This window comes from Nocardioides sp. SR21 (assembly GCF_022761125.1).
GTDB lineage: Bacteria > Actinomycetota > Actinomycetes > Propionibacteriales > Nocardioidaceae > Nocardioides.
This window is the reverse complement of record NZ_JAKWJR010000010.1, coordinates 37,747-60,598: the sequence shown is the minus strand read 5'-3', so window position 1 is coordinate 60,598 and position 22,852 is coordinate 37,747. Positions and strand designations below refer to the sequence as shown.

The window sequence follows — 22,852 nt, the reverse complement described above, 5'->3', positions numbered from 1 at the left end:
CTCCCCCGCTGCGCTCCTCCGAACAACCTCGCGGAGGCCCCGATGAGCAAGTACTTCCAACCCGAGCGCCGCCCCGCCGTCGTCACCGGCGCCTCGTCGGGCATCGGCGCAGCGACCGCGCTCGTGCTGGCATCCGCCGGCTACCCGGTCGCGCTGGGTGCGCGGCGTACCGACAAGTGCGACGAGGTCGCCACCGCGATCCGCGAGGCCGGCGGCGAGGCCGTGGTCCACGCGCTCGACATCACCGATGCCGGCTCGGTCCAGGAGTTCGTGAAGGCCGTGTCGGCCGACCTCGGCGACATCGAGGTCCTCGTGAACAACGCGGGCGCGGTCGGCCCGGGCATCGTGCACGAGGTCGACAGCGAGCGGTTCGCCCGCGAGCTCGACCTCAACGTCGTGGGCGCACACCGGATGGTGCAGGCGATCGTGCCGGGCATGGTCGAGCGCCGCCGCGGCGACGTGGTCTTCGTGTCGAGCGACGTCGCCGTCCGCGCGCGGCCGTTCATGTCGTCGTACGCCGCCGGCAAGTGGGGCCTCGAGGGCATGGCGCACGCGATGCAGATGGAGCTCGAGGGCACCGGCGTGCGCGCGTCGATCGTGCGCCCCGGCGGCACGTGGAGCGAGATGGGCGCCGACTGGGACCCCGAGAAGGGCGCCGACGTGCTCAACCACTGGGTGCACTTCGGCTTCGCCCGGCACCCGCACTTCCTGAAGCCGCAGGCGATCGGCGAGGCGATCAGCACGATCGTCTCCGCACCGCGCGGCGTGCACCTGAACCTGGTCGAAGTGACCCCCGAGGCTCCCGTGGAGGACCGATGACCCAGCAGATCCAGGAAGTCTCGTACGCCGTCCCGGACGACGGCCACGGCCACCTCGCCGAGATGCGGGTCGACCCGATCGGCCTGTTCCAGCGGGTGTACGACGAGTGCGGCGACATCGGCCGGTTCCGGCTGGCCGACAAGGACGTGGTGCTCGTCTACGGAGCCGAGGCGCAGGAGCAGTTCTTCCGGGCGCCGGACTCGACGCTCGACCAGGCCGCGGCGTACCCGTTCATGACGCCGATCTTCGGCAAGGGCGTGGTCTTCGACGCCTCGCCCGAGGAGCGCCAGCAGATGCTGAAGAACCAGGCGCTGCGCGGCGACATGATGCGTGGGCACGCCGCCACCATCGAGGCCGAGATCAACCGGATGGTCGCCGACTGGGGCGACGAGGGCGAGATCGACCTGCTCGACTGGTTCGCGGAGCTGACGATCTACACGACGTCCGCGTGCCTGATCGGCAAGCCGTTCCGCGAGGAGCTCGACTCGTCGTTCGCCCACCACTACCACGACCTCGAGCGCGGCACCGACGCGCTGGCGTACGTCGATCCCTACCTGGACATCGAGTCCTTCCGGATCCGCGACGCGGCGCGCGAGGAGCTCGTCGAGCTGGTGCAGGGGATCATCGACCGCCGCAAGGAGCGCGGCACGGTCGCGCGCGAGGACCGCGACCTGCTCGACGTCCTGATCTCCATCGACATGACCGCCGACTACATCACCGGCATCTTCATCTCGATGATGTTCGCGGGCCACCACACGTCGTCCGGCACGGCGTCCTGGGCGCTGATCGAGCTGATGCGGAACCCGGAGACGATGGCGAGCGTCGTCAAGGAGCTCGACGAGCTGTACGCCGACGGCTCCGAGGTGTCGTTCCAGGCGCTGCGGTCGATCCCGGTCCTGGAGTCGGCGCTCAAGGAGACGCTGCGGCTGCACCCGCCGCTGATCATCCTGATGCGCGTCGTGCAGGAGGAGATCGAGCTCGCCGGCCACACGATCCCGCCGGGCACGGTGGTCGCCGCGTCGCCGCGGGTGTCGAACCGGATCGCCGAGGACTTCCCGAACCCGGACGCGTTCGACCCCGGCCGCTACATCGACCCGCGCCAGGAGGACCTGCAGAACCGGTGGACCTGGATCCCGTTCGGCGCCGGCAAGCACCGCTGCGTCGGCAACGCGTTCGCGATGATGCAGATGAAGGCGATCTTCTCGGTGATCCTGCGCGACTACGAGTTCGAGATGGCCCAGCCGTCCGAGTCGTACCGCGACGACACCTCGAAGATGGTCATCCAGCTCGAGCAGCCCTGCCGCGTGAAGTACCGCCGGAGGCAGAAGTGAGCACGTTGGTCGAGCAGCGAGCGCTGGCGAGCGTCGTCGAGACCCCCGAGCGTGACGCGCCCGCCTCGGGTGCGGGGGTCTCGACAAGCTCGACGCACGGCGGAGCGGTGCGATGAGCTACCTCGTCGTCGCCGACCTCGGGCTCTGCCAGGGGCACCAGATGTGCCAGGGCGAGGCCCCCGACGTCTTCGGCTTCGACGACACCACCGACCTGGTGACGGTGCTTCAGGAGCACCCCGACGAGTCACTGCGGTCCGACGTGCAGTCGGCCGTGAAGTACTGCCCAGCCATGGCGCTTTCCATCGAGGAGGAACAGTGAGTCTCACCCGCGCAGAGATCGAGGGGTTCTGGGAGACCTGGCTCGACATCAACCGCAAGGCCGAGGAGTCGGGCGACTGGCGCGTCATGGCGGAGTGGTACGCCGAGGACGCGACGTACGGCTGGATGCTCACGCCGGACGAGCACTTCATGGCGGTCGGGCGCGACCAGATCCGTGACTGGGCGATCGGCATCGAGATGGACGGCTTCGACGGCTGGCACTACGACTACCAGGCCACGGTGATCGACGAGAAGAACGCGATGATCGTGGGCTTCTGGAAGCAGCGGGCGGGGATCACCGACGACGCGACCGGCAAGGAGTTCGAGATCCCGGGCCTGGGCGGCAGCTGGTTCGGCGTCGCCCGGCAGCCCGACGGGGAGCTGAAGTTCTCGTGGCAGCGCGACTGGTTCGACTTCGGCGCGATGGCGCACACGATGGGCCGGGTCGTGAAGTCGGGCAAGGCGCCGGACACGCTGATGAAGCGGCTGCAGGTCTTCGGTCTTGAGGTGCCCGGTCACTACCGGCCCGAGGACCTCCCGTCGACGGTGTGGCCGCCGCCGGTCGAGGCCGGGGAGTTCGTCACGCAGGAGAAGCCGCAATGACGCTGCCGCCTCCGGCCCAGCAGCTGATCGACGGCAAGCTCGTCGGTGCTGCGGCGACGTACCCGATCCTCAACCCGGCCACGGGCGAGGAGATCGGCGTGGCGCCCGACGGCACCGCAGCGGACGTCGAGGGGGCGATCGCTGCAGCCCGCCGCGCCTTCGACGAGACCGACTGGTCGACGAACACCGAGCTGCGGCTGCGCTGCCTGCGCCAGCTGCACGCCGCGCTCCTCGACAACGGCGAGTCCTTCAAGGAGCTGACGACGGCCGAGGTCGGGATGCCCGGCTTCATGATGGGTGCGGCCGGCTTCGACGTACCCGTCGAGGGGCTGAAGTGGGTCACGGACCTGCTGGAGTCCTACGAGTTCGAGACCGACTTGGGCGTCGCGAAGCCGATGGGCATCCCGTCGCGCCGCACCGTGCGTCGCGAGCCGGTCGGCGTCGTCGCGGCGATCTCGCCGTGGAACGTGCCGACCCAGATCAACCTCGCGAAGGTCGGCCCGGCGCTGGCGGCCGGTTGCACGGTCGTGCTCAAGCCCGCGCCGGACACCCCGTGGGTGGCGGCCGAGCTCGGGCGCCTGGTCGCCGAGCACACCGACATCCCGGCCGGTGTCTTCAACGTCGTGACGCCGCGGTCGAACGAGGTCGCGGCGATGCTGACCACCGACCCGCGGGTGGACATGGTGTCGTTCACCGGCTCGACCCAGGTGGGCAAGGCGATCATGGCCGCCGCCGCGCCGACGCTGAAGAAGGTGTTCCTCGAGCTCGGCGGCAAGTCCGCCGCGATCGTGCTCGACGACGCCGACATCGGCTCTGCTGCTGGGGCGACGGCGTTCACGGCCTGCATCCACGCGGGCCAGGGCTGCGCGATCACCACCCGGCTCGTCGTACCTCGCGAGAAGTACGACGAGGCCGTGCAGGTCGCCGCCGCGACGATGGAGTCGATCGGCGCCAAGGACCCGGCCGACCCGGGCGCGATCTGCGGCCCGGTGATCTCGGCCGTCCAGCGCGACCGCGTCGAGGCGTACCTGAGGCTCGCCGAGGAGGAGGGCGGCACGTTCGCCACCGGCGGCCACGTGATCGACCAGGCCGGCTTCTGGATCCAGCCGACCGTGATCGCCGGCCTCGACAACTCCAGCCGGCTCGCGCGGGAGGAGATCTTCGGCCCCGTGCTCGTCGTCATCCCGCACGACGGTGACGACGACGCGGTGCGGATCGCCAACGACTCGGCGTACGGCCTCTCGGGGTCGGTCGAGTCCGGCGACCTGGAGCGTGCCAAGTCCGTGGCCGCCCGGATCCGCACCGGCACGATCGCCGTCAACGGCGGCGTCTGGTTCAGCCCGGACGCGCCGTTCGGCGGCTACAAGCAGTCCGGCATCGGCCGGGAGATGGGTGTTGCGGGCTTCGAGGAGTACCTCGAGACCAAGACGGTGGCCGAGCCCGCCTGAACGGATAGTCCCTGACGTTTCCGGGGTCGTTCAGCCGGATCAACCCCGGAAACGTCAGGGACTACCCCACCGACTCACACGAGAGAGAGATCGAGCATGCGTTTCAAGGACAAGGTCGTCGTCGTCACGGGCGCGGCGCAGGGGATCGGCGAGGCGTACGCGCGAGCGCTCGCGGCCGAGGGTGCGTCGGTCGTGGTGGCCGACCTCAACGTCGAGGCCGGGGAGAAGGTCGCGGCCGACATCGGCGGACTGTTCGTGCGCACCGACGTGTCCCGGCACGAGGACGCAGCGGCGCTGGTGGCCGCGACGGTCGAGCGGTTCGGCGGCATCGACGGTCTCGTCAACAACGCCGCGATCTACGGCGACATGGCGTTCGACCTGCTGATCAGCGTGGACTGGGACTACTACCGGAAGTTCATGTCGGTGAACATGGACGGCGCGCTCGTGATGACCCGCGCGGTCTACCCCGAGATCCAGAAGCGCGGCGGCGGCTCGATCGTCAACCAGTCGAGCACGGCGGCGTACCTCTACTCCGGCTTCTACGGCCTGGCCAAGGTCGGGGTGAACGGCCTGACCCAGCAGCTCGCCCACGAGCTCGGCGGCCTGAAGATCCGCGTCAACGCGATCGCGCCCGGCCCGACGGACACCGCGGCCACCCGCACCCAGGCCGGCGACGCCGCCAAGGAGCTGGTGAAGGGCCTCGCGCTGAAGCGGATGGGCCAGCCCGAGGACATGGTCGGCGCCTGCCTGTTCCTGCTCTCCGACGAGTCCTCGTGGGTCACCGGGCAGATCATCGCGGTCGACGGCGGACAGACGTTCCGCCCATGACCGACGTGACCAGGGTCGGGTTCATCGGCCTGGGCAACATCGGGAAGCCGATGGCGCTGCGGCTCGCGGCCGCCGACGGCATCGACCTGTGGGTGTACGACGTGATGCCCGAGCCGGTCGCCGAGCTGGAGGGGGCCGGCGCCCGCGGTGCGGCCAGCATCGCGGCGATGGCCGCGCGCTCCGACGTCGTCTGCGTGATGGTGCGCGACGACGACCAGGTGCGCGAGGTGCTCGGTGAGATCCTCGGTGTCGCCGGTGACGGGCAGACCGTCGTCATCCACTCGACGGTCGCCCCGAGCACGCCGGCGCAGCTGGCGGACACCGCGGCGCGGCACGGGGTCAAGGTCGTCGACGCCCCGGTCAGCGGCGGCGCGATGGGCGCGGCCGACGGCACGCTGGCGATCATGGTGGGCGGCAGCGACGAGGCGTTCGAGGCGGCCCGTCCCGCGCTCGAGGCGACGGGGTCGCTGATCACCCACGCGGGACCGATCGGCGCGGGCACGAAGTTCAAGCTCGCCCGCAACCTCATGCACTTCGTGGCGTTCACCGCCGCGACCGAGGCGCAGCGGCTGGCCGAGGCGTCGGGCCTCGACGTGGCCGAGCTCGGCAAGGTGGTCCGGCACACCGACCAGGTCACCGGCGGCCCCGGCGCGATCATGCTGCGCGACACCGCCGGCCCGATCCAGGAGGGTGACTTCTGGATGGGCGTGTACGAGCACGTCTGGGCGCTCGGCAAGAAGGACCTGACGTTCGCGATCGAGCTCGCGGACCAGCAGGGTGTGGACGTCCCGCTCGCGCGACTGTCGCTCGAGCGTCTGAGGGAGGGGCTTGGCCTTGGGTAAGTTCGACGATCTTCCGGAGGCCCGCCGCAAGGGCCTGGAGCGGATGGAGCAGGTCTACGGCTTCGAGATGACCGACGGGACCGGCGACTTCTTCCGCTACACCGCCGACCACCTGTTCGCCGACATCTGGAACCGGCCGGGCCTCACCGACCGCGACCGCCGGCTGCTGCTGATCGGGCTGCTCGTCGGGGGCAACCACCACGACGTGCTGACGATCCAGATCCCCGCGGCGTACGCCGCCGGCGAGCTCGACGAGCAGCAGCTGCGCGAGATCGTGATCCTGCTCTGCCACTACGCCGGCTGGCCGAGCGGCTCGCGGGTCAACCAGATCGTCGAGGAGACGATCGCCAAGGCCAAGCGCTGACTCCTGGCGGAGGCGCTCGGCGCCTCCGTCGGCCTGCCTACTGGAGCCCGGTCCGCACCGACGTGATCCGCTGGGTGTTGAAGCCCAGCCAGTGCATCCGGCCCACGTAGCGGGCGTGCTCGATCTTGATGCAGCGGTCGACGACCAGGGAGACGCCGCCGTCCTCCGCGATCCGGTTGCCCTCGTCGTTGACCACGCCGAACTGGCACCACAGCGCGCCGGCACCGATCGCGACGGTCTCCTCCGCGATCGCCGGCAGGGCGTCCGGGGCGCGGAAGACGTTGACGACGTCGACCGGCACCGGGACGTCGCCCAGGGTCGCGTACGACGGCTCGCCCAGGATCTCGGTCTCGCGGGGGTTCACCGGGATCACCCGGTAGCCGTGGCGCAGGAGGTAGTACCCGACGAAGTAGCTCGCGCGCAGCTCGTTGCTCGACAGCCCGACGACCGCGATCGTCCGCGCGCCGTTCAGCACGCGCTGGATCGTCGTCGGGTCCTGGTAGCGGCCGAGGTCGCTCATGCCGAGGCCACCTTCCGCAGCGCCTGGTCGAGGTCCCAGACCAGGTCGTCGACGGACTCGGTGCCGACCGAGAGCCGCACCGTCCCGGGCCCGACGCCGGCGGCGGCGAGCTCGGCGTCGCTGAGCTGCCGGTGCGTGGTGCTCGCGGGATGGATGACCAGGCTCTTCGCGTCGCCGATGTTGGCGAGGTGCGACCAGAGGGTCAGCCCGGTGATCAGCCCGGTGCCCGCGTCGCGGCCGCCGGCGCAGTCGAACGAGAAGACCGCACCTGCCCCGAGAGGCAGGTACTTCTCGACGAGGGGGCGGTAGCTGCTGCTCGGCAGGCCGGCGTACGTCACCTTCGACACGAGCTCGTGCGACTCCAGGTACGACGCCACCGCGAGCGCGTTCGTGACGTGGCGCTCCATCCGCAGCGACAGCGTCTCCAGCCCCTGCAGGAACAGGAACGCGTTGAACGGCGACAGCGCCGCCCCGAGGTCGCGCAGGGTCTCGGCGCGCAGCTTCATCAGGTAGCCGTAGGTCCCGAACGTCTCGTGGAACTTGAGCCCGTGGTACGCCGGCGACGGGTCCGCGATCACGGGGAAGCGGCCGTTCGACCAGTCGAACGTGCCGGCCTCGACGACGACCCCGCCGATGCTGGTGCCGTGGCCGCCGAGGAACTTGGTCGCGGAGTGGACCACGATGTCGGCGCCCCACTCGATCGGCCGGCAGAGGTACGGCGTCGCGAAGGTGTTGTCGACGATGAGCGGCAGGTCGTGCTCGTGCGCGATCGCGGCGACGGCCTCGATGTCGAGCACGTTGCCGGCCGGGTTGCCGATCGTCTCGGCGAAGAACGCCTTCGTCGTCGGCCGCACGGCCGCCCGCCACGCGTCGAGGTCGTCGGGGTCGACCCAGGTGAGCTCGACGCTCATCTTGCGCAGCAGGTGCTTGAGCTGGTTCACCGTTCCGCCGTACAGCGCCTGGGACGAGACGAGGTGGTCGCCGGGCTCCAGCAGCGTGAACAGCGCGGCGGCCTGGGCCCCGATGCCGCTGGCGAACGCGACCCCGCCGGCGCCGCCCTCGAGGTTGGCCACCCGCTCCTCGAACACCGCGACCGTCGGGTTCATGATCCTGGAGTAGGTGTTGCCGTACTCCTGCAGGTTGAAGTACGCCGCGGCCGACTCCGGGTCCTCGAACACGTAGCTGGTCGTCTGGAAGATCGGCACCGCCCGGGCGCCCGTGTTCGGGTCCGGGCGCTGGCCGGCGTGCAGCTGCCGGGTCTCGAACCCGAAGTCGTGGTCGTCCTCGACCCGCGCCTCGCTCATGAGCCGTCTCCTGCCAGGAACTCGCGGATCAGCGGCGTCTGCCGGGCTTCCTCCAGCAGGAAGCAGTCGTGCCCGTACGGCGCGTCGATCACGTGCAGCTCGACGGGTTTGCCCAGTGCCTGCAGGGAATCGTGGATCTCCTGGGACGCGACGGGTGGGTACAGCCAGTCGGAGCTGAACGCGATGAGCAGGGTCCGCGCGCCGACCCCGGCGAGCGCCTGCTGGAGCGAGCCGCCGCCGTACTGGCGGGCCAGGTCGAAGTAACTGAGGGCGCGCGACGTGTAGAGGTAGGTGTTCGCGTCGAAGCGCTTCACGAACGAGTCGGCCTGGTGCCGCAGGTAGTTCTCGACCTCGAACTCCGGCTCGGTGATCGTGAAGCGGATGTCGTCGGCGAACTGCAGCCGGCGGTGGAACTTCTCCTCGAGCGCGGGCGCGGAGAGGTAGGTGATGTGCCCGACCATGCGCGCGACGCCCATGCCGGCATCGGGCTTCCGCCCGGTGCCGTGGTAGTCGCCGCCCTGCCAGTCCGGGTCGGCCCGGATCGCCTCGCGCGCGATCGCGTTCCACGCGACGCCCTGCGGATGGAGCGCGTGGGTGCTGGCGATGACGACGATCGCGTCGACCTGGTCGGGCCGGCTGACCGCCCACTCGAGCGCCTGCATCCCACCCAGCGACCCGCCGGCGACCGCGGCCAGCCGGTCGATGCCGAGCACGTCGAGGAAGGCGCGCTCGGTGCGCACCATGTCGGCGACGGTGATGACCGGGAAGCCCGAGCCGTACGGCGTGCCGGTGGCGGGGTCGATCGACGACGGCCCGGTGGTGCCGCGGCAGCCACCGAGCAGGTTGGTCGAGACCACGAAGTACTCGTCGGTGTCGAAGGCCTTGCCGGGACCGATCATCCCGTCCCACCAGCCCAGGGCCGCGCTGGCCGCCCCGTCGCGGTCCTCGGCGCCGAAGCCGTCGCGCGTCCCGGTCGCGGCCTCCCCGACACCCGCGGCGTGGGCGTCGCCGCTGAGCGCGTGGCAGACCAGGATCACGTTGTCGCGCGCGGGCGACAGCTCGCCGTACGTCTCGTAGGCGATGCGGACCTGGTCGAGGCTGCGGCCGCAGTCGAGCGGCACCGGGTCGGGGAGCTCGACGTACTGGGTGCGGACCGTTCCGACCGAGCCGACGGCGCGCGTCGTCGTAGCACCCATGGACGGATGCTAGGCAGCGCAGCCACTCAATGTCTACTATTCCAATCGACCATCTCAATTAACGGTGAAGGGAACAGCAGACATGACCGTCACGAGCGACAACGGCGTCAACGTCCAGGCCCTGCTCGACGCCCGCGAGGCGCTGAAGGGCGCCCCCGAGGCTGCGCAGTTCACGTGGCGCGCGACGTCCCAGTGGCAGAACGGCGTGCACACCCAGATCAAGGTGCAGCCGTTCTTCGGTCTCGGTGAGGAGCAGAGCCACAAGGCCGAGCACGTCTTCGACGCCGACCACCCTGCGGTCTTCGCCGCCGAGGACAACGGCATCACGCCGATCGAGTACCTCCTCGTCGGGCTGTCGAGCTGCCTGAGCGCCGGCGTCGCGTCGGTGGCGCAGAACCGCGGCATCCAGCTGCGCTCGGTCGAGGCGACGGTCGAGGGCAACCACGACATCCGCGGCATCCTCGGGGCGGACAGCGACGTCCGCAACGGCTTCAACGACGTCAAGGTGAGCTTCAAGATCGACGCGGACGCGAGCCCGCAGGAGATCGAGGCGCTGGTCGCGCAGTCCCAGAAGCGCTCGGCCGTCTTCGACGCGCTCACCAACCCGACCGACGTGACCGTCGAGGTTGTCTGACCACGCTGCCGTCGTCATCGGCGCCGGCCACGCCGGGCTGGCGGCGAGCCACTTCCTCGGGAAGAGCTCGATCGACCACGTGGTGCTCGAGCGCGGGACGGTGGCGAACTCGTGGCGGCGCGAGCGCTGGGACTCGCTCCGCCTGCTCACGCCGAACTGGCTGAGCCGGCTCCCGGGTCACCTGTACGCCGGCGCCGATCCCGACGGCTACATGACGGCGGGCGAGGTCGCCGACCACATCGACGGCTTCGCGGCCGCCAGTGCGGCGCCGGTCCGGACGGGCGTCACGGTCACCTCGGTGCGGCGTACCGACGACGGGTACGACGTGGTCACGGACGAGGGCGTCCTGCGTGCCCGGACGGTCGTGCTCGCCACCGGCGCCTGCAACCGGCCCTCGGTGCCGGCCTTCGCCGCCGGCGTGCCCGGGTCGCTGCTGCAGCTGACGCCGTTCGACTACCGCAGCCCGGATGCGCTCCCGGGCGGCCGGGTGCTCGTCGTCGGCGCCTCCGCGACCGGCGTGCAGATCGCCGCCGAGATCCGGCGCTCCGGCCGGCCGGTGACGCTGTCGGTGGGGGAGCACACCCGCCTCCCGCGCACCTATCGCGACCGCGACGTGCTCTGGTGGATGGAGGCGTCGGGGCTCTGGGACCAGCGGTACGACGAGGTCGAGGACCTGGAGCGCGCCCGGCGGCTGCCCTCGCCCCAGCTGGTCGGGACCCCCGAGCGGGCGACCCTCGACCTCAACGCGCTGAGCGACCTCGGGGTCGACCTGGTGGGCCGCTGGTCGGCGGTCCGCGACGGCACCGCCCTGTTCTCCGGCGGCCTGCGCAACGTGTTCGCGCTCGCGGACCTCAAGCAGCAGCGGCTGCTCGACGGCTTCGACGCGTGGGCGGACGACGGCGCCCGCGAGCGTCCCGAGCCCACGCGGGCGCCGGCCACCAGCCGACTGCAGCTCGACCTGAAGTACGGCGAGGTCGACGCCATCGTGTGGGCCACCGGCTACCGCCCCGACTACGGGTGGCTCGACGTGCCCGTGGTCGACGAGAAGGGCCGGCTGCGTCACGACGGGGGCGTCGTCGACAGCCCCGGTCTCTACGCGCTCGGGCTACCGGTGCTCCGGCGCCGCAAGTCGACCTTCATCCACGGGATCGAGGACGACGCGCGCGAGGTCGTCGAGCACCTCGTCGACCACCTCAGGACGCCCACTTCGGGACGATGAACACGCCGTCCGCCTCCACGGTCACGCCCTCGGCGTCGGCGAGCGTCGCGACGACGTACACCTTGCGGCCGTCCTCCCGGTCGATGCGCCCCTCGAGCCGCAGCGGCCCGAGCGGGGTGCCGCGCCGGTAGCGCATCGTGAGCGTGCCGGTCAGCGTCACCCGGCTGTGCCCGGCGCTCGCGGTCTCGCCCATCAGGTGGTCGAGCAACAGCGCGGAGACGCCGCCGTGCACCAGCCCCGGCGGTCCTTCGTACGCCGCTCCGAGCACGACGTCGGCGTGCACGAGCCCGTCGGCGTCGCGCACCAGCTCGAGCGGGGGAGCGAGGGCGTTGCGCTGCCCGACGACCGCGTTGCCCCAGTTCCACGCCCGCGCCTCGGAGTTGAACCGCACGCCGGCCGGGCCGTCGAGCTGGCGGGCGCGCAGCCGCGCGACCAGCGCCTCCACGTCGGCCCGCGCCTGCCGGATCGTCTCGTCGTCGACCGTGGTGCGGATGGTCGCGTCGACCAGGTCGCGCACCGCGTCGGCCAGCGGCCGGTAGAGCGCCTCGAGCCGCTCGATCTCGCTGGTGGGGGTCTCGTCGTGGACGAACTCGCCGATGCTCACCCGTGCTCAGACCGGGGTGATGGGCAGCGAGAGCCGCGGCTCGAACGCGAAGGCGGCGCCGGTGCTGAAGCGGGTGACGGCGACCTCGGAGCGCTCCTTCGCGGGCTCGTTGCGGCGTACCAGCGTGGCGGTCCAGCCGGGCGCGTCGGTGTAGTCGTCGACCTCGACGTCGAAGTGCGGGTCGATCGCCTGCACGATCGCCTGCAGCGGCGCGGGGCTCGCCGGCCCGCACAACGCGATCCACGCACCGTCCTCGGTCGCGGCGGACGGCTCGACGCTGAGCGAGAAGCCCTCGATGCTCGCGTCGACGTACGCCGCCGGGTTGAGCAGCGGGTGCAGCTCGAGCACCCGCATCGCGGCGGCCGCGGTGTCCGGCAGTCCCAGGGCGCGGTGGATCCGCTCGGCGGCGATGCCGGCGACGCCCACCAGCTGCTTGGTGGCGATCTCGACGGCCTGGGCCTCGTCGCTCGAGCGCTGCCGGACCGCGTGCACGTACGACAGGTTCAGCAGGTGCATCTGCAGGCACACCTCGTCGGCGATCCGCACCAGCGCGGAGTGGGAGAACGCCGCGAAGTCGACGTCGGTCAGCAGCGGCCCGGAGTAGTCCGCGGCCCCCTCGTCGGCGGGGTCGATCGGGTCGAGCTCGACGGTGGCGGCGCGGGTCGTCTCGATCACGAAGTACGGCGCCAGCGGCTGCGCGGCCGGGTGCGACTCGTCGATGATCACCGTCCACGCGCAGTGCGGGTGGCGGTCGGCGGGCATGCGCGGCGGGCGGTGCACCGGCCGGATCTGCGCCCGCGGGTTGGTCGCCACCGCGGTCGCGTCGAACGTCGGGTCCTCGATGTCGTGGCACATCGAGCGCACGTAGTCCTCGCCCATCGGCTCGACGTCCATGAGGGCGCCGCAGTGGTCGAGGTGGAACGTCCCGTGCCAGCGGTCCTGCACGTCGTACCGGAAGTCCATGAACTGCGGCGGCGCGCCGATGTCGAGCTGCAGCCCCTTGAAGATCGTGACGACGTCGGTGCCCTCGTAGCGCAGCGCCTTCTGCATCCGGCGGGTGTAGATCGGGCTCGACCCGGCCCACTCCTCGATCGCGATCTGGGCCATCTCCTCGCGCCCCCACGCCGAGATGCACCACGCCATGCCGGAGCGGTCGATCAGCTGGCCGATCAGCAGCAGCTCCGGGACGAGGGTGGCGAGCTCTGCGCGGGACAGGCTGGCGTAGCGGCTGGACACGTGTCCAATAGTAGAACCCGTTCCAGTTGCGCGGAAGTCCTAGCGGGGATCCCAGTGCTGATCCCAGTGCTGATCCCAGTGCTGGTCCCAGTGCCGCCCCAGCCGGGGTCCCAGCGCAGCCCCAGTGAGCCTCAAGCGCGCGGGGCCAGAGTCCTGTCTGTCGGAGCAACCGCCCCGGCGAACCTCTGGAGGGAGGTACCGCTTCCCGAGACCGACAGGACCACCTGATGAACCTGATGCTGATGACCGCCATCGCGGTCAGCGTCGCCGGCGCGATCGCCTTCCTGGCGACCGCGACCGCGACCCCGGGACGCTCCGAGGAGCGCCGCCGCCGCTACGTGAACCGCCACCCCGGCCTGGTGAACCTCGGCGACGTCGAGCGCCGCCTGGCCGACGAGCTGCCTGCCCACCACCACGACTTCGTCCTCACCCGGATCGCCCGCCAGAAGATCGACGCCCACACGCTGTGGGCCTGGCTGGACCGCTTCGGCGCCGAGACGCTCGTCCTCGCCCTGGCCGCCGACTGCGGCTACGCCGGCCTGCTGCGCCGGCTCCGCGGCGACGACCTCGACCGGTCCGAGCTCGAGGTCTTCGCCGGCTTCAACCACCCGGAGCTCTTCGCGCTCCGCAACCGCACCTTCGTCTGACCGCACCCCACCCACCCACCAAGGAGCACACCATGTTCGATCTGTCCGCCTTCGCCCCGTACGTCGTCGCGGCCCTCGTGTTCGGCTGCCTCGCCGCCGGCCTGGCCACCGCGACCATCGCCCGGATCACCTACGACGCCGCCCGCACGCCCCGGTCCCGCCCGGTCGTGCTGGTCACCACGGAGCGGTCGTCCGCCCGTGTTGCCGCCTGATCGCGAGCCCTCATCCGCGCCGGGGAGTCATGACTCCTCGGCGCGGGTGTGCTCTGTCCGCATCACGTAGTCCTTCTCGGGACCGCGCGCCTGCCACTCGACGGTCCAGCCGCCGGTCCCGACCTCGATGAGCCCGCGGTAGTGGTCGGGGGCGCACGGGTGGTCCACCCAGGCGCCGACCGCCCAGGGGTGGAACAGCCGCCCGTCCTCGAAGTGCACGTCCCACGCCTCGTCGGTGCGGACGACGAACAGCGTGCGACTCACGGGGACGCTGCGCCCGCCCCACGTCATCACGCCCTCCTCGCTCCACCGGACCCGGTCCGGTGTCTCGAGCGCGAGGGTCGCCGTACCGGCGACGTCCCGCCTCTCGCCGGCGAGCCGGTCGTCGACCTCGCGGGTCAGCGTCCAGGTGCCCAGCAGCCCCAGCGGCGTCGTCGGGTCGGTCATGTCCCGAAAGTACCCGTGTGGAAGGGTGCTCCGGTGCCTCCCCGCAAGCGCGCCCCGCGCCCCGCCATGCCCGTCCCCGCCGGCGCCCGTGAGGTGTTCACCGACGGCGCGTGCGCGGGCAACCCGGGCCCGGGTGGCTGGGCCTGGGCGGTCGACAAGTCCGTGTACATGTCGGGGCACGAGGCCGCCTCGACCAACCAGCGGATGGAGATCAAGGCGGCCTACGAAGCGGTGCGGGCGCTCGACGGGCCGCTGCTCGTGGTGAGCGACTCGACGTACGTCGTGAACTGCTTCCGCGACGCGTGGTGGCAGGGCTGGCTCGCGCGCGGGTGGACCAACAGCGCCCGGCAGCCGGTCGCGAACCGGGACCTCTGGGAGCCGTTCGTCGAGCTGTTCCAGGACCGCGGCGACGTCGCGTTCGCCTGGGTGAAGGGGCACTCAGGGCACGTGATGAACGACTTCGTCGACCGCCTCGCGGTGGCCGCCTGCAAGTCCGGCAGCTGAGAGGTTCCGCCCGCATCGGCGTGGCCTCCGGGGCACACGTGACTCGTGTGGCTAGCGTGACCGTTCAGCCAATCAGACCCACGGAGGGGAAGCCGCGTGGTCCGACTCGGACGTCGTGACGCGCCTTCGCCTGCCCGAAAACAGTCCCACTGGGCGGGTCCGCCTCCGTGGCTGATCCTCGTCACCCTGCTCGGCCTGCTGGTCGCGCCGTTCCTCGACCACGAGCCGGCGGAGTCGAAGGCCGAGCTGACCGCGGCCACGTCGTACGTCGTCTCGCCGCGGTTCCTGGAGCCGCAGCTGATCCGCCGGCAGGTGCTGCCGCCGGCGCGCGGCGGTGTCGCGTCCTCAGGGCTCAAGCCGGTGACGCTGAAGCCGGTCGAGGTCGGCGTCGCCAGCTTCAACATGTACCGGCAGCTCTCCTCGGCGCAGGCCGAGCACGACGCCCGCGCCCTGACCGGGCAGCCCGGGGTCGACGTCGTCGGCTGGCAGGAGGCGTTCCCGTTCCCGCACGTGCTGCGCGGCCTGCGCGGCTGGGACACCAGGACGTTCAGCGTGGGCAACCGGACCACCGAGCTCGCCGTCTCCTGGCGCACCTCGACCTTCAAGCTCGTCTCCGCGCGGCAGATCAAGGCCGCGCGCGGCGTCAGCGCGAAGGTCGGCCGCTACCCGTTCCCCAACCGCCAGGTCGCGGTCGTCACGCTGAAGCACCGTGCCACCGGCCGACTGCTGACCGTGCTCAACACCCACCTGCCCTGGGCGATCGAGGACCTCGACCGCCCCGGTCACTGGACGCCCACGATCAACACGCTCCGCGCCCGCCGCCAGCTCGGCCGCCTGGCGCAGGCGATCGGGCAGGCGCAGGGCCGCTGGGTGGTCGCGACCGGCGACTTCAACTTCGACGCGGGCGCCGACTCGCGCTACCAGCCGCCGGGCGGGCCGGTCCGGGCGCTCGGTGACGTCGCGACCTCGTCGTACCAGCGGCTCGGCCGCGAGGTCTCGGCGACGTTCCCGGAGAACGGCCGCCGCATCGACTACGTCTGGGCGAACCGAGCGGCGTACGACTCCGGGCGCATCCGGTTCACCAAGCAGTGGGTGCTCGGCGGCCTGTACAGCGACCACAACGCGCTGGTCACGCGGATGCGGCTGAGCTAGAGCTCGACCCGCTCGCCGTGCTCGGCGAGCAGGACCTGCGCCTCCGCGCCCTCCATCGCCTCGACGAAGCGGCGGCCCGGCGACCGGAACAGCAGCTCGTGGTTGGCGCGCTTGAGCGACTGCATGCCGACCGGCCAGAACGTCCCCCAGTGCACGGGTACGACGGTGGTCGCGCCGACCAGGCCGACCGCGCGGGCGCCGTCGACCGGGTCCATGTGGCCGTCCTCGAGCGTCGGTCCCCAGCCGCCGATCGGCACCAGGGCCAGGTCGACGCGGCCGACGTCGGCCATGTCCTCGCGCAGCTCGGTGTCGCCGGGGAACCAGAACGAGCGCCCGCCGGCGTCGACCCGGAAGCCGAGCGCCGGCCCGACCGCCTTGGACTGGGGGCCGCGGCGGCCCTCGTGGGTCGCGGGCAGCACGGTGATCCGGACGCCGGCGACGTCGAGCACGTCGCCGGGCACGACGCCGCGGACCCGCTCGGGGTGGTGGCGGGCGAGCAGCGACTCGCCGCCCTTCGGGATCACGAACGGCACGTCGGTCCCGAAGCGCTTGAGGGACCCGCGGTGCAGGTGGTCGGCGTGCAGGTGCGAGACCACGACGACGTCGGCGTCCCAGGCATGCTCCGCAGGGCTGGCGGCGTACCGCTTCAGGTGCGCGAGCCGGTCGGTGAACAGCGGGTCGAGCGCGACCCGGACGCCGCTGATCTCGACGGTCACCGAGGCATGGCCCCACCACGTGAAGGCGAGGTCACCGGTGCTCACGATCAGACTCTAGTGCGGGTGCCGATCACCAGGTTGCCGTCGACGTCGTCCGCGCTGACCGACGTCGGGGCCAGGCCCGCCGCGGCGACATGGGCGGCGAGCACGTCGCGCTGGGCCGCGCTGGTCTCGACCAGCACGTGCCCGCCCGGCGCCAGCCACTCGGACGCGCCGGCCACGACCCGGCGCGCCAGGTCGAGTCCGTCGGCGCCGCCGTCCAGGGCGACCCGGTGCTCGTGGTCGCGCGCCTCCGGCGGCATCGTCGCGATCGCCGCGGTCGGGACGTACGGCGCGTTCGCGACCACGACCGTCACCCGGCCGCGGAGGTGGCCGGGCAGCGCGTCGTACAGGTCTCCCTCGAACACCCGGTCGGGCGGCAGGTTGCGCCGCGCGCAGGCGACGGCGGCGGGGTCGATGTCGGACGCGTAGACGTCCGCGCCCGGCACGGCGGCGCGCAGCAGCACCGCGATGGCCCCCGTCCCGCAGCACAGGTCCACGGCGATGTCGCCCGCGCTCAAGCGGTCGCGGGCCTTGCGGGCGAGGAGCGTGGTGCGGAGCCGGGGCACGAAGACCCCCGGCGCGACGAGGACCCGTTGCTCGAGGAACTCCGCGAACCCGACCACCTGCTCGAGCGGCTCGCCGGCGACCCGGCGCTCGACCATCGCCTCGAGCGCGGCCTCGTCCGGCGCCTCCCGGAGCAGCAGCTCGGCCTCCTCCTCGGCGAACACGCAGCCGGCGGCGCGGAGGGTGGCCGCGAGAAGGTCGGGGTGCATGGCGGATGATGCTGCCATGCCGAGCGTGTCGACCCAGATCACCTACATCGTGGTCGGGTACGCCGCCCTGGTCACGATCCTGGCGCTCGTCGTCGCGCTGCGTCGCGGCGAGCGGCCGCGCTGGCTGGACCAGATGGTGTGGATGCTCGAGCTGCTGCTGGCGTTCCGCGCGCTGGCCGGGCTGTCGGCGTTCTCCGGCGACGGGCCGGACTCGACGTCGACGTACGTCGGCTATCTGCTGGCCTCGGTGTGTGTGCTCCCGATCGCGATGAAGTCGATCGAGGGTGACCGCGCGGTGTGGTCGTCGGCCGTCGTCGCGGTCGCGGCGATCGCGGTCGGCGTGCTCGTCGTACGCCTGGAGATGACCGCGTGAGCGAGCCCCGCTCCGGCCCGCACAAGGTGCTCCTCGCGCTCTACGCGCTGTTCACCCTCGCGGCCGGCGCCCGCGCGCTCGTGCAGCTGACCACGCAGTACGACGACGCCCCCGTCGCGTACTGGCTGTCGCTGGTCGCGGCCGTGACGTACGCCCTGGGCTGGTACGCCATCCGGTCGGCGTCGGAGGGGCGGACCGCCTTCGCCAGCGTGATGCTGTGGGTCGAGCTCGGCGGGGTGCTCGCCGTCGGCGTGCTGTCGCTGGTCGAGCCGGACTGGTTCCCCGAGCCGTCGGTGTGGTCGGACTTCGGGATCGGCTACGGGTTCGTGCCGCTCGCGCTGCCGATCGCCGGCCTGGTGTGGCTGCGACGGCAGAAGGCTGGGCCAAAAGAGGAACGTGTTCTAGATTCGGGGGCGTGACCGACGTCTTCGCGCCCGCCACGCTCGGGCCGGTTCAGCTGCGCAACCGGACCGTCAAGGCGGCCACCTTCGAGGGGCGCGCGCCCGACGGGCAGGTGACCGACGCGCTGATCGACTACCACCTCGGCCCGGCCCGGGGCGGGGTCGGCATCACCACGGTGGCCTACCTCGCGGTCGCGCCGGAGGGCCGGACGCACCGCGAGCAGATCGTGGTGGGGGAGCACTCGCTGGCCGGGCTGACACGCCTCACGGACGCGATCCACGAGACAGGCGCCGCGATCGCCGGGCAGGTCGGCCATGCCGGCCCGGTCGCGAACGGCCGCTCGAACGGCGTCCACGCGCTCGCGGCCTCGCGGATGCCGTCACCCCTCTCCATGCAGATGATCAGGTCGGCGTCGTCTGCTGATCTCGCGCGGATCACGCAGGACTACGTGACGGCTGCACGGCTGCTGGTGCGTGCCGGGTTCGACGTGCTCGAGCTGCACATGGCGCACAGCTACCTGATCTCGTCGTTCCTCGCGCCGGGGCTCAACCGCCGCAAGGACGAGTGGGGCGGCTCGCTCGAGAACCGGGCCAGGCTCGGACGCCAGGTCGCGCGCGCCGTACGTGACGAGGTCGGTTCGTCGGTCGCGGTCACCGCGAAGGTGTCGGTCTCGGACGGCTTCAAGGGCGGCGTGACGACCGACGAGGCGATCGAGTACGCCGCCATGCTCGACGCCGACGGCACCCTCGACGCGCTCCAGCTCAGCGGCGGCTCGTCGCTGATGAACCCGATGTACCTCTTCCGCGGCGACGCCCCGGTCTCGGAGTTCGCCGCCACCATGCCGCCGCTGGTGCGCTTCGGCATGAAGACCCCGATGGGGCGCGGGTTCCTGAAGCGCTACCCGTTCGAGGAGGCGTACTTCCGCGACAAGGCGCTGCGGATCCGCGAGGCGGTGTCGATGCCGCTGATGCTGCTCGGCGGCATCAACCAGCGGGCCACGATGGAGCAGGCGATGGCCGACGGCTTCGACTTCGTCGCGATGGGCCGCGCGCTGCTCCGCGAGCCCGACCTGGTCTCGCGGCTGCAGTCCGAGAAGGCCGCCGCCGGTGTCTGCATCCACTGCAACCGCTGCATGCCCACCATCTACTCCGGCACCCGGTGCCCGGTCATCGCGCCGGAGCCCCTCCAGCTGTAACGCGGGGTTATGGAGTCTGGTGACCCTGCTATTTCGGGGTGCCTAGTGGCCACAACCCCGCGTTACAAGCGGCGGCGACCCCTTCCCAGCACACTAGAACGTGTTCTAGATTGCCGGGCATGCAGCCACTGAGAGTCGTCGTCTGGTCCACGGGCACCATCGGCCGGCACGCGATCGCCGGGATCGACGCCCACCCCGCGCTGGAGCTGGTCGGGGTGTGGGTCTCCAACCCTGCCAAGGACGGCAAGGACGCCGGGCAGCTCGCCGAGCTCGGCCGCGACCTCGGCATCCTCGCCACCACCGACAAGCAGGCGCTCATCGACCTCAAGCCCGACTGCATCGTGCACACCGCGATGGCCGACGACCGGGTCTTCGAGTGCATCAACGACCTCTTCGGGTTCGTCGAGGCCGGCATCAACGTCACGTCGAGCGGCCCGGTGCTGCTGCAGTGGCCGGAGCGGATCCTCCCGCCCGAGATGATGGACCGGCTCGTCGAGGCGGGCCGCAAGACCGGCGCGAGCCTGCACGTGAACGGCATCGACCCCGGCTTCGCGAACGACGTGCTCCCGCTGGCCCTGACCAGCCTCAGCCAGCGCATCGACGAGGTGCGGGTGATGGAGATCGCCGACTACTCGACGTACTACCAGCCGGTGGTCATGGGCGACATGTTCGGCTTCGGCCGGCCGATGGACTTCCGCCCGCTGCTGTGGGAGCCGGGTCTGCTGAGCATGGCGTGGGGCAGCGTCGTGCGCCAGATCGCTGCCGGCCTCGGGATCGTGCTCGACGAGCCGCTGGTCGAGTACGTCGACCAGCAGCCGGCCGCGTTCGACACCGAGTCGGTCTCCGGCGACGTGAAGGCCGGCACCCGCGGCTCGGTCCGCTTCGAGCTCCGGGGCCAGGTCGACGGCGTCGACCGGGTCGTCGTCGAGCACGTCACGCGCACCCACCCCGACCAGATGCCCGAGTGGCCGCAGCCGGCCGAGGGCGGTGGCGGCTACCGCGTGATCATCAAGGGCGAGCCGTTCATGCAGTGCGACCTCACCCACCACGGCGAGCACGGCGACCACAACGTCTCCGGCATGATCACCACCGCGCAGCGGATCGTGAACGCGGTCCCGGCCGTCGTCGCCGCACCCGGTGGCCTGGTCACCGCACTCGACCTGCCGCTCATCACCGGGAAGGGCCTGGTGGCGACGTGAGCATCCTCGACCGCTTCTCGATCGACGGCCAGGTCGCGATCGTCACCGGCGCGGGCCGCGGTCTCGGCGCCGCCACCGCCGTCGCGCTCGCCGAGGCCGGTGCCGACGTCCTCATCTCCGCGCGTACGGCGGAGCAGCTCGAGGTGGTCGCCGAGCAGGTGCGCGCGACCGGCCGCCGCTGCGTCGTCGTACCCGCCGACCTCAGCGACCTCGATGCGGTCGCCGGCCTCGCGCAGGCGGCGTACGACGAGCTCGGCCGGCTCGACACGATCGTGAACAACGTCGGCGGCACGTTCCCGAAGGAGTTCCTGCAGACCAGCAACCGCTTCCTCAACGAGGCCTTCAGCTTCAACGTCACCACCGCGCACGCGCTCACCAAGGCCGCCGTACCCCTGATGCTCAAGGACGACGACGGCAAGCAGAAGAGCGTCGTCACGATCAGCTCGATGATGGGGCGCACGGCGGACCGTGGGTTCATCGCGTACGGCACCGCCAAGGCCGCGCTCGCGCACTGGACGAAGATGGCCGCGCAGGACCTGTCGCCGCGGATCCGCGTCAACGGCATCTACGTCGGCTCGATCCTGACCAGCGCGCTGGAGTTCGTCGCCGGCCAGCCGGAGCTCATGGGCCAGCTCGAGGGCAAGACGCCGCTCGGCCGCGTCGGCGAGCCCGAGGACATCGCGGCGGGCGTGCTCTACCTGTCGTCGAAGGCCGGGCAGTACGTCACCGGCAAGCTGATCGAGATCGACGGCGGCATCCAGCAACCCACCCTCGACCTCGGGTTCCCCGACGTCGCCCCGTAGGGTCGCTTGGTGAGCACGCCGACCGCCTTCGCGATCTCCCCGGACTCAGGTGAGCACTGGAGCAAGGAAGGGGCCTGGCAGGTCGCCGACGGCATCCACCGGATCCCGCTGCCGCTGCCGATGGACGGCCTCAAGGCCGTCAACGTCTACGTCATCGAGACCGACGACGGCCTCACGCTGATCGACGGTGGCTGGTCGATCCAGGTCGCGCGCGACCTGTTGGAGCGCTGCCTGAAGGACGTCGGCTACGGCTTCGGCGACATCCGCCGCTTCCTGGTGACCCACGTGCACCGCGACCACTTCACGCTGGCGACCGTGCTCGGGCACGAGTACGGCGCGGACGTCGCGCTCGGCCGTGGCGAGGAGCCGGCGCTCGACCTGCTCAACGACCCGCACCTCGACCAGAACCCGTTCCTCGACGTGCTCCGCAGCGCCGGCGCGCACGAGCTCGCCGAGCTCTGGGCGGCGGGCGACGGCGAGACGCCGGACCTGTCGATGTGGACCTACCCCGACACCTGGCTCGAGGGCGACCTCCAGATCCCGGTCGGCGCGCGGACCATCGACGCCGTCCACACCCCGGGCCACACGCCTGGCCACTACGTGTACGCCGACAAGGCCGCCGAGCTGCTGTTCGCGGGCGACCACGTGCTGCCCACGATCACGCCGTCCATCGGCTTCACGGTCCCGCCGACGCCGGACCCGCTCGGTGACTTCATGGCCTCGTTGACCAAGGTGCGTGGGCTGCCGGACCTGCAGATCCTGCCCGCGCACGGCCCGGTCGCGCCGTCGTCGCACGCCCGCGTCGACGAGCTGCTCGCGTTCCACGACCGGCGCCTGGAGCTCAGCCTGGCCGCGCTCGCGAACGGTCCGCGCACCGGCTTCTCGGTCGCGCACGACCTCGGCTGGACCCGCCACGAGAAGGCGTACGAGGAGCTCGACGAGTTCAGCCAGGGCATGGCCTCGATGGAGACCAAGGCGCACCTCGAGCTGCTGGTCGCGCGCGGCCAGGCCACGCGGGAGGAGACACCCGGCGGCGTGCTGTTCTCGGCACCCGGCTCGTCCGCCTGAGGTTGGCCCAGAGGCAGCCCAGAGGCAGCCCAGAGAGGCAGCCCAGAGGCGGA

General features: G+C 71.5%; 28 protein-coding genes. 20 read left to right on the top strand and 8 right to left on the bottom strand.

Features of this window, described 5'->3' with window-relative positions:
* Window positions 1–42 precede the first annotated feature (42 nt).
* The 8 genes from MJ604_RS18455 (at window position 43) to MJ604_RS18420 (ending at window position 6,553) form a co-directional block, all read left to right on the top strand.
* Window positions 43–819, top strand: a complete 777-nt coding sequence (locus tag MJ604_RS18455) for an SDR family oxidoreductase (RefSeq protein WP_243060056.1) — start codon at window positions 43–45, stop codon at window positions 817–819.
* Window positions 816–2,150 (top strand): cytochrome P450, encoded by a 1,335-nt coding sequence (locus MJ604_RS18450; RefSeq protein WP_243060055.1) that lies wholly within the window; start codon window positions 816–818, stop codon window positions 2,148–2,150. Before MJ604_RS18455 ends, MJ604_RS18450 begins: the two co-directional genes overlap by 4 nt.
* A 112-nt stretch (window positions 2,151–2,262) precedes the next feature.
* On the top strand, window positions 2,263–2,469 hold the full coding sequence (locus MJ604_RS18445; protein ID WP_243060054.1) for a ferredoxin: 207 nt from the start codon (window positions 2,263–2,265) through the stop codon (window positions 2,467–2,469).
* Window positions 2,466–3,071, top strand: a complete 606-nt coding sequence (locus tag MJ604_RS18440; protein WP_243060053.1) for a hypothetical protein — start codon at window positions 2,466–2,468, stop codon at window positions 3,069–3,071. Before MJ604_RS18445 ends, MJ604_RS18440 begins: the two co-directional genes overlap by 4 nt.
* Complete coding sequence (locus MJ604_RS18435) at window positions 3,068–4,519, top strand: aldehyde dehydrogenase (RefSeq protein WP_243060052.1); 1,452 nt, start codon at window positions 3,068–3,070, stop codon at window positions 4,517–4,519. Before MJ604_RS18440 ends, MJ604_RS18435 begins: the two co-directional genes overlap by 4 nt.
* Before the next feature lie 96 nt (window positions 4,520–4,615).
* Entirely contained in the window at window positions 4,616–5,347 is a 732-nt protein-coding gene (locus MJ604_RS18430; protein WP_243060051.1) for an SDR family oxidoreductase, read from the top strand.
* Entirely contained in the window at window positions 5,344–6,189 is an 846-nt protein-coding gene (locus MJ604_RS18425; RefSeq protein ID WP_243060050.1) for an NAD(P)-dependent oxidoreductase, read from the top strand. The genes MJ604_RS18430 and MJ604_RS18425 overlap by 4 nt, the downstream gene beginning before the upstream one ends.
* Window positions 6,182–6,553 (top strand): carboxymuconolactone decarboxylase family protein, encoded by a 372-nt coding sequence (locus MJ604_RS18420; protein ID WP_243060049.1) that lies wholly within the window; start codon window positions 6,182–6,184, stop codon window positions 6,551–6,553. Before MJ604_RS18425 ends, MJ604_RS18420 begins: the two co-directional genes overlap by 8 nt.
* A gap of 37 nt (window positions 6,554–6,590) precedes the next feature.
* On the opposite strand, the gene MJ604_RS18415 is transcribed toward MJ604_RS18420, so the two are convergent.
* The 3 genes from MJ604_RS18415 to MJ604_RS18405 are packed head-to-tail and all read right to left on the bottom strand — an operon-like array spanning window position 6,591 to window position 9,573.
* Window positions 6,591–7,073, bottom strand: coding sequence for a CoA-binding protein (locus tag MJ604_RS18415; RefSeq protein ID WP_243060048.1), 483 nt, complete (start codon window positions 7,071–7,073; stop codon window positions 6,591–6,593).
* Complete coding sequence (locus tag MJ604_RS18410) at window positions 7,070–8,377, bottom strand: O-acetylhomoserine aminocarboxypropyltransferase/cysteine synthase family protein (protein WP_243060047.1); 1,308 nt, start codon at window positions 8,375–8,377, stop codon at window positions 7,070–7,072. The genes MJ604_RS18415 and MJ604_RS18410 overlap by 4 nt, the downstream gene beginning before the upstream one ends.
* The gene (locus tag MJ604_RS18405) at window positions 8,374–9,573 is read right to left on the bottom strand and encodes a homoserine O-acetyltransferase (RefSeq protein WP_243060046.1); all 1,200 of its coding nucleotides are present in this window, start codon (window positions 9,571–9,573) and stop codon (window positions 8,374–8,376) included. Before MJ604_RS18405 ends, MJ604_RS18410 begins: the two co-directional genes overlap by 4 nt.
* 82 nt (window positions 9,574–9,655) lie before the next feature.
* Here MJ604_RS18405 and MJ604_RS18400 point away from each other — a divergent pair, with 82 nt between their 5' ends.
* Both MJ604_RS18400 and MJ604_RS18395 read left to right on the top strand, forming a co-directional pair.
* The gene (locus MJ604_RS18400; RefSeq protein WP_243060045.1) at window positions 9,656–10,207 is read left to right on the top strand and encodes an OsmC family protein; all 552 of its coding nucleotides are present in this window, start codon (window positions 9,656–9,658) and stop codon (window positions 10,205–10,207) included.
* Complete coding sequence (locus MJ604_RS18395; RefSeq protein WP_243060044.1) at window positions 10,200–11,426, top strand: NAD(P)-binding domain-containing protein; 1,227 nt, start codon at window positions 10,200–10,202, stop codon at window positions 11,424–11,426. Before MJ604_RS18400 ends, MJ604_RS18395 begins: the two co-directional genes overlap by 8 nt.
* Here the strand turns inward: MJ604_RS18395 and MJ604_RS24350 are convergent.
* Window positions 11,401–12,030: a PaaI family thioesterase gene (locus MJ604_RS24350; protein ID WP_243060043.1), complete on the bottom strand. Its 630-nt coding sequence runs from the start codon at window positions 12,028–12,030 to the stop codon at window positions 11,401–11,403. The two genes, MJ604_RS18395 and MJ604_RS24350, sit on opposite strands and share 26 nt — an antisense overlap.
* 6 nt (window positions 12,031–12,036) lie before the next feature.
* Window positions 12,037–13,266 (bottom strand): hypothetical protein, encoded by a 1,230-nt coding sequence (locus MJ604_RS18385; protein ID WP_243060042.1) that lies wholly within the window; start codon window positions 13,264–13,266, stop codon window positions 12,037–12,039.
* A gap of 227 nt (window positions 13,267–13,493) precedes the next feature.
* On the opposite strand from MJ604_RS18385, the gene MJ604_RS18380 reads away from it, so the two are divergent.
* Both MJ604_RS18380 and MJ604_RS18375 read left to right on the top strand, forming a co-directional pair.
* Window positions 13,494–13,913 (top strand): hypothetical protein, encoded by a 420-nt coding sequence (locus MJ604_RS18380; protein WP_243060041.1) that lies wholly within the window; start codon window positions 13,494–13,496, stop codon window positions 13,911–13,913.
* Between the two features lie 32 nt (window positions 13,914–13,945).
* On the top strand, window positions 13,946–14,125 hold the full coding sequence (locus tag MJ604_RS18375) for a hypothetical protein (RefSeq protein WP_243060040.1): 180 nt from the start codon (window positions 13,946–13,948) through the stop codon (window positions 14,123–14,125).
* Window positions 14,126–14,152: 27 nt separating this feature from the next.
* Here the strand turns inward: MJ604_RS18375 and MJ604_RS18370 are convergent, their stop codons facing one another.
* Window positions 14,153–14,572, bottom strand: a complete 420-nt coding sequence (locus MJ604_RS18370) for a DUF6314 family protein (protein ID WP_243060039.1) — start codon at window positions 14,570–14,572, stop codon at window positions 14,153–14,155.
* A gap of 33 nt (window positions 14,573–14,605) precedes the next feature.
* On the opposite strand from MJ604_RS18370, the gene MJ604_RS18365 reads away from it, so the two are divergent.
* Window positions 14,606–15,076 (top strand): ribonuclease H, encoded by a 471-nt coding sequence (locus tag MJ604_RS18365; RefSeq protein ID WP_243060038.1) that lies wholly within the window; start codon window positions 14,606–14,608, stop codon window positions 15,074–15,076.
* A 96-nt stretch (window positions 15,077–15,172) separates the two neighbouring features.
* Window positions 15,173–16,228, top strand: coding sequence for an endonuclease/exonuclease/phosphatase family protein (locus tag MJ604_RS18360; protein ID WP_243060037.1), 1,056 nt, complete (start codon window positions 15,173–15,175; stop codon window positions 16,226–16,228).
* On the opposite strand, the gene MJ604_RS18355 is transcribed toward MJ604_RS18360, so the two are convergent.
* Together MJ604_RS18355 and MJ604_RS18350 are read right to left on the bottom strand one after the other, a co-directional pair.
* Window positions 16,225–16,989 (bottom strand): MBL fold metallo-hydrolase, encoded by a 765-nt coding sequence (locus tag MJ604_RS18355; RefSeq protein ID WP_243060036.1) that lies wholly within the window; start codon window positions 16,987–16,989, stop codon window positions 16,225–16,227. The two genes, MJ604_RS18360 and MJ604_RS18355, sit on opposite strands and share 4 nt — an antisense overlap.
* Window positions 16,990–16,991: 2 nt before the next feature.
* Window positions 16,992–17,759, bottom strand: coding sequence for a putative protein N(5)-glutamine methyltransferase (locus MJ604_RS18350; protein ID WP_243060035.1), 768 nt, complete (start codon window positions 17,757–17,759; stop codon window positions 16,992–16,994).
* Between the two features lie 16 nt (window positions 17,760–17,775).
* Here MJ604_RS18350 and MJ604_RS18345 point away from each other — a divergent pair, with 16 nt between their 5' ends.
* The 6 genes from MJ604_RS18345 (at window position 17,776) to MJ604_RS18320 (ending at window position 22,799) form a co-directional block, all read left to right on the top strand.
* Window positions 17,776–18,132 (top strand): hypothetical protein, encoded by a 357-nt coding sequence (locus MJ604_RS18345; protein ID WP_243060034.1) that lies wholly within the window; start codon window positions 17,776–17,778, stop codon window positions 18,130–18,132.
* Entirely contained in the window at window positions 18,129–18,551 is a 423-nt protein-coding gene (locus MJ604_RS18340; protein ID WP_243060033.1) for a hypothetical protein, read from the top strand. Before MJ604_RS18345 ends, MJ604_RS18340 begins: the two co-directional genes overlap by 4 nt.
* Window positions 18,548–19,729: an NADH:flavin oxidoreductase gene (locus MJ604_RS24345; protein WP_243060032.1), complete on the top strand. Its 1,182-nt coding sequence runs from the start codon at window positions 18,548–18,550 to the stop codon at window positions 19,727–19,729. The genes MJ604_RS18340 and MJ604_RS24345 overlap by 4 nt, the downstream gene beginning before the upstream one ends.
* Window positions 19,730–19,848: 119 nt before the next feature.
* Window positions 19,849–20,928, top strand: coding sequence for a diacylglycerol kinase (locus MJ604_RS18330; RefSeq protein ID WP_243060031.1), 1,080 nt, complete (start codon window positions 19,849–19,851; stop codon window positions 20,926–20,928).
* On the top strand, window positions 20,925–21,731 hold the full coding sequence (locus MJ604_RS18325) for an SDR family oxidoreductase (protein WP_243060030.1): 807 nt from the start codon (window positions 20,925–20,927) through the stop codon (window positions 21,729–21,731). The genes MJ604_RS18330 and MJ604_RS18325 overlap by 4 nt, the downstream gene beginning before the upstream one ends.
* Window positions 21,732–21,740: 9 nt before the next feature.
* Window positions 21,741–22,799, top strand: coding sequence for an MBL fold metallo-hydrolase (locus MJ604_RS18320; protein WP_243060029.1), 1,059 nt, complete (start codon window positions 21,741–21,743; stop codon window positions 22,797–22,799).
* Window positions 22,800–22,852: the final 53 nt, after the last annotated feature.